The sequence below is a fragment of the Mesorhizobium sp. M7A.F.Ca.CA.002.09.1.1 genome (genome assembly GCF_003998555.1).
GTDB classification, from domain to species: Bacteria; Pseudomonadota; Alphaproteobacteria; order Rhizobiales; family Rhizobiaceae; genus Mesorhizobium; species Mesorhizobium ciceri.
Genome location: NZ_RZRR01000278.1, coordinates 1 through 6046, shown reverse-complemented (window position 1 = coordinate 6046; position 6046 = coordinate 1). Strand labels below are relative to the sequence as shown.

Annotated in this window: 3 protein-coding genes and 1 pseudogene; all 4 read right to left on the bottom strand. The window is 65.2% G+C overall.

What is annotated here, in order from left to right; translation table 11 throughout:
* Window positions 1-939 (bottom strand): DNA topoisomerase IB (locus EN994_RS14315; protein WP_164745918.1); only part of this gene is annotated, 939 nt, incomplete at its 3' end.
* A gap of 84 nt (window positions 940-1023) precedes the next feature.
* Window positions 1024-1908 (bottom strand): annotated as a pseudogene (locus EN994_RS14310) (transglutaminase family protein).
* 3 nt (window positions 1909-1911) lie between these two features.
* The gene (locus tag EN994_RS14305; protein ID WP_063168908.1) at window positions 1912-4323 is read right to left on the bottom strand and encodes a circularly permuted type 2 ATP-grasp protein; all 2412 of its coding nucleotides are present in this window, start codon (window positions 4321-4323) and stop codon (window positions 1912-1914) included.
* A 6-nt stretch (window positions 4324-4329) separates the two neighbouring features.
* The coding region (locus tag EN994_RS14300) for a transglutaminase family protein (RefSeq protein WP_164745917.1) at window positions 4330-6046 on the bottom strand (1717 nt) is incomplete at its 5' end.

Genomic DNA, 6046 nt, shown 5'->3' with positions numbered 1-6046 from the left:
CGTATTGCCCAGCCGTTCGGCAACCTTGTCGATGACGCTGTTCATCGCCCTGTTTCGCTGCGCCTGGCTTTGCGGCAGTTCCGTTTGCGCAAACAGCGACGCGGCGTGAATGGTGCCGCCCCAGGTGCGGAAATGCTTCGAACTGAAGGCGTCACCGACCGCCTCACGGATATAGCGGTTGACGTCCTCGGAGCGGACCGGCCGCCTGTCGCCGTCCTCATCGAGATACTGGAACAGCTTCTGGCCTGGCAGGTCCTGCGCGCCACGCACAATCCTGGCGATACGGCGGTCGGCCAGCTTCAGCTTCCACTCCTTGCCCGACTTGCCCTTGAAGGCAAAGCGCAGGCTTGAACCGACAATATCGACATGCCGGTCGCGCAACGTGGTCAGCCCGAAACTCTTGTTGTCGCGGGCGTAGGCGGCATTGCCGACGCGGATCATCGTGTTGTCGAGCAGCCAGACGACCGCGGCGACGACACGCTCGAACGGCAAGCCACGACGGCGCAGATCGCTATCGACCCTGTGCCGCAGGTCCGGCAGGCTCTCGGCGAAAGCGACAAGGCTCGAATATTTGGCACCATCGCGCTCTTCGGCCCATTGCGGATGATAACGATATTGCTTGCGTCCCCGCTGGTCCCTGCCGGTTGCCTGGATATGGCCGTCCGCGTCGGGCGAAATCCACACATCCGTCCAGGCCGGCGGAATGACGATCGCCTCGATGCGGGCTTTGGTGGCGTCCGAAACCGTCCGTCCGTCCGGTCCCTTGTAGGAAAACCCCTTGCCTGTCTTCAGCCGCCGGATACCAGGCTCGGCATCGCTGACATAACTAAGCGACGCATGATCGGCCGAGCTTTGTGCCCCGTTTTTGAACACGCCATCTGGCGATACAGCGTCCTCGCCAGCCGGTCGGCCGGGCGACATTCCGGATTTCTGCAACATGTCGGCTCCACGCGAATTCCGTAGATAAGCCACTGGCCGACCGCTGGTTCCACGCGCCGTCCGAAAACGGTGTCGAGCCTGCCTTCAGGCTTTCTCGAGCACAACCGGAATGACGTCGACAGCCTGCTCGCCGACCTGTCCCCCCGTGGTCTTGAGCACGCCGACGATCGGCGCCACGTCCGACTAGTCGCGGCCGTAGCCGACGGTGATATGGTCGTTGCTGGCCCGCATGCCGTTGGTCGGATCGAATTCCTGCCAGCCTGCGTCGCGCCCGCACCAGACCTTGACCCAGGCATGCATGGCATCGGCGCCTTCCAGCCGGGGCTTGCCCTTCGGCGGGATGGTGCGCAGGAAGCCGCTGACATAGCCAGCGGGAATGCCGAGCCCGCGCAGGCCGGCGATCATGATATGCGAAAAGTCCTGGCAGACACCGCGCTTCAGCCTGAAGGCATCGCTGGCCCGGGTCCGCACCGTCGTCGCCTCGCCGTCATAGGTGAAATCACGATGAATGCGATGGCACAGGTTCATGGCCGTGCTGGCGGCGGAACCGGCGATGCTGCTGCGTGCGTAGGCAGTGATCGCATCGTCGATGCCGGCATGGGTGCTGGCCGTCAGGAAATGGTGCGGTGCATCAGGTGCCAGAGACCGCACCGCGGCGAGCTCCTGCCTGAGCCGGGCGATATCGGGCGACACGTCGAGCCCGGGCTCGGGCCGAGACACCGACACGCGGGCGCTCATCCTGATGTCGAGCGCATCATGCGCGTCGCGAAAGGCGATCGAGGTGACGTTGTTGCCGAAGAAATCGGAAAAGTCGGAACGCTCGTTGGGCGCCGGCGCAAAGGACAGTGATGCGGCGATGACGCGCTGCACGCCTGATATCGTCGACGGCAGCACGCGCACCTGATGACGACCGCCGCCGGCAGCGGAAGCGTAATCATAGTGGAGATGAAGCCTGATATCGTAGAGCATGATTTATCCGAAATAGGCTTTGGCGAGGCTGTTGTAGAGGCCGCCGATTTCGTGGGCGAGCTCGTCCAGCGCCTTTGCCGTCATATCCGAAGGCTCCTTGATGGCGATCTGGGTGTTGAGCTGCAGGATTTCCTTCGCCGCCGGCGACATTTGCCCCTCCCCGCCGAGCGACGGCAACAGGCCGATTTCGGCCTTCAGCCTTTCGAGCTGGAACAGGATGGAGCGCGGGTTAAGCGGATCGAGCGCCAGCAGGTCGATCACCGTGCGCCGGCCGGCCTGCACCGGATATTGGCGGCGATGGGTCATCACGCTGTCGCCGATCTCCAGCATCATGTCGAGCGCGCCGTCCGGCGCCTTGGCGCTGGTCAGCCGCGACAGCGTGCGGGAGATCTGGATGCCGCGCTCCAGCCGGCGGCCGATCTCGAGGAAGCGCCAACCGGCGAAGCGGTACATGTTCTCGTGCAGCAGGCCGGAAAAGCCGGCGAGCTTACGCAGGATGACTGTCATCGCCCGGGTCGCGTCGTCGCCGGGCGCGACCGTCGTTGCGAACTGATGGATGGTTTTCGACAGGTCCTTCAGCGCCAGCCAGCCGTCGGGCGAGAAGCGGTCGCGAATCTGCCCGGCGCTGTAGACCGCGCTATCCAGCGTGCCGATCAGCCCTGACGGGATCGCCGTCTCGACGTCGATGCCGAAAGGTTCGAGATAATCCCTGATGTCGGCGAGCAGCGGCATGTCCGGGTCGGACGTTTCGGCGAGCCGCACATGGTAGGCGCGCAGGATGCGCACCGTGTCTTCCGAGCGCTCGATGTAGCGGCCGAGCCAGGTCAGGTTCTCCGCCGCGCGACTGGGCAGGCTGCCGGGCCTGGTGCGGCTGAAACTGTCGCCTTCCTGCGGCAGCAGCGTCTCGCGCTCCACCGGTTTGTCGCTGACAACCCAGACATCCGCCGCCTGGCCGCCACGCTGCATGGCGATCGCCGTCGGGTCGAGCGACAGGCCGATGCGGGCAAAACCGCCCGGCATCACCGTCCAGCCCTCCGGCGTTCGCGCCAGGTAGACGCGCAGGCTCGCTGGCCGCGGCTCCAGCCACCCGCCGACATAGACGGGCGTCGTCGAAAGCGTCACCGCTTCCTGGCCGACAAAATCGCCGCCATCGCGTTCGATGCGCGCCACCAGCTCCGCCCGCTCTCCGGCCGACAGCGCCGAACCGAGCTTCGTTGAATCGTCATCCTCGAAGGCAAGTCTCGTCGATAGCGCCGGGCCGATCACCATGCGATCGATGTTGGCCAGCACATGCGCGCGTTCGGTTGCTTGCCCGCACCACCATGTCGCGACGCTTGGCAGCAGCAATTCCTCGCCCCGCAAGGCCCGTGAAATCTTGGGCAGGAAGGCGAGCAGCGCACGCGTCTCCATCAGGCCGGAGCCAAGCGCATTGACGGTAGCAACCGCGCCCTGGCGGATCGCCTCGACCAGGCCCGGCGTGCCGATCTGCGAATCCGGGCGCAGTTCGAGCGGATCGGCGAAGGCGGCATCGAGCCGCCGCCACAACACGCTGATCGGCATCAGGCCGGAAACCGTGCGTACCATGAGCCGGCCGCCTGAAACGGTCAAATCCTCGCCTTCGAGCAGCATGATGCCAAGATAGCGGGCGATGTAGGCGTGTTCGTAATAGGTTTCGTTGAGCGGCCCCGGCGTGAGGATGGCGACGCGGCCGTCGGTCTCCTTGGCCATGCCGATCAGCGCGTCGCGAAAACGGCGGAAAAAGCCGGCAAGGCGGTGCACATGCATCTCGCCATAGATGTCGGACAGCGCGCGTGTGGTGGCGACGCGGTTTTCCAGTGCGAAGCCGGCGCCGGACGGCGCCTGCGTGCGATCGCCAAGCACCCACCACTGGCCGTCAGGTCCACGGCCGAGCTCGAAGGCGCAGAAATGCAGGAAGTGGCCGCCGGCCGGCTTGGTGCCGAGGACAGGCCGCAAATATTCGGGGCTGGCGGCGATCAATCCCGCCGGCAGGATGCCTTTTTCGACCAGCCGGTTCGGCCCGTATATATCGGCGATGGTTTCCTCGAACAGTTCGGCGCGCTGCACGAGGCCGGCGCTGATCGCCGCCCACTCGCTCTCTTCGATGAGAACCGGGACATGCGCCAGCGGCCATTCGCGTTCATTGGCGCCGGCCTTGTCATAGACGCGGTAATAAACGCCGGCATCGCGCAGATACTGGTCGGCGCGGGCAAAGCGCTGGCCGAGCTTTTCAGCACCGAGTTCCTCGAGCGCCTCGACAAAATGCTTCCAGGCCGGGCGAGGATTGCCCGATGCATCGACCATCTCGTCGACGACGCCGTCTATGGGCTGGTAGTGCTCCAGCAGGCTGTGGGTCTGCGGCTTGCCGCGTCCCCTCTTGTGATTCCCCTTTGCCATTGCTGATCAGAGTCTTGCCGGCCGCCGAAGGTCAAGGGTCATCGGGAAATCTTCCGCCGGTTGTTCTTCACGGATCACATAGGCGGATGGCGTATGGCCACGCGGTTCGAAGCGGGCGAGCCGCCGAGCTTCCGCCTCGTTGCCATTGACCGGAAAGGTGTCGTAATTGCGCCCGCCGGGATGGGCGACGTGGTAGACGCAGCCGCCGACCGCACGGCCCGACCATCGGTCATAGATGTCGAAGACCAGCGGCGTGTTGACGGGCAGCGCCGGATGCAGGCCCGATGCCGGCTGCCAGGCCTTGAAGCGCACGCCTGCCACCGCCACTTCGCGATTCTCAGTGACCTTCATCGGCACGATGCGGCCGTTGCAGACGACTGCGTGGCGCTCCGGGTTCAGCCCTTCGGTCTTGACCTGCAGCCGTTCGACCGAGGAATCGACGAAGCGCACGGTGCCGCCGATCGCGCCTTGCTCGCCCATCACATGCCACGGCTCCAGCGCCTGGCGCAGTTCCAGCTTGATGCCGGCATGCTGAACCTCGCCGCAGAACGGGAAGCGGAATTCGAGCTGGGCGTCGAACCATTCGGGACGGAACTCAAAACCGTTGAGCTTGAGGTCGTCGAGCACGTCGAGGAAATCGGCCCAGACATGATGCGGCAGCATGAAGCGGTCATGCAGCGATGTGCCCCAACGCACGAAACGGCCGTCGAGCGGGCTCTTCCAGGCACGGGCAATGATGGCGCGGACCAAAAGTTGCTGCGCGAGGCTCATGCGCGCATTGGGCGGCATCTCGAAGCCGCGGAATTCGACCAGCCCCAGCCGGCCGGTCGGTCCGTCGGGCGAGAACAGCTTGTCGATGCAGATTTCCGAACGATGCGTATTCCCGGTGACGTCGGTCAACAAATTGCGGAACAGCCGGTCGACCAGCCATGGCAAGGGTGCGTTGCCCTGGTCTGGATGCGGCACCTGCGCCATAGCGATCTCAAGCTCGTAGAGCGAGTCGTGACGCGCTTCGTCGAAGCGTGGCGCCTGGCTGGTCGGCCCGATGAACAGGCCGGAGAACAGGTAGGACAGCGACGGATGGCGCTGCCATTGCAGCACCAGGCTCTTCAGCAGGTCCGGCCTTCGCAGGAACGGGCTGTCATTGGGTGTCGCACCGCCGACCACGACATGGTTGCCGCCGCCGGTGCCGGTGTGGCGGCCATCGATCATGAACTTGTCTGCGCCAAGCCGTGTCTGCCGCGCCTCCTCGTAGATCGCCGTCGTCGTCGCCACGCAATCCTGCCAGTTGGATGCAGGATGGATGTTGACCTCGATGACGCCTGGGTCAGGCGCGACGCGGATGACGTTGAGGCGCGGATCGTGCGGCGGGCCATAGCCTTCGATGTGCACGGGAAGGCCTATCGCCTTCGCCGCGTTCTCGGCCGCCGCGACCAGTTCGAGATAGTCTTCCAGCGCCTCGACCGGCGGCATGAACACGCAAAGCCGCCCATCACGCGGTTCGACCGAAAGTGCGGTGCGCACCGCGCCGCCGATCTCGGTGATCTCCTGCTCGACCCGCTCCTGCTGGCCGGTCGCAGCGGTGAACGATGCCGCCTGCTGGCGGCGCGCCATCTCGTCGGCGCCTTCCAGTTCGGCTGGAGCCGGTCCGGCCAGTATGGCTTCACGCGCGGGCAGCGGGCCGCGTGGCAGTGACGGATCGACCGGCACGATATAAGGGAAT

Coding starts and splice junctions, on each gene's coding strand:
- EN994_RS14305 (WP_063168908.1), bottom strand. CDS start 4,323: ATGGCAAAGGGGAATCACAAGAGGGGACGCGGCAAGCCGCAGACCCAC.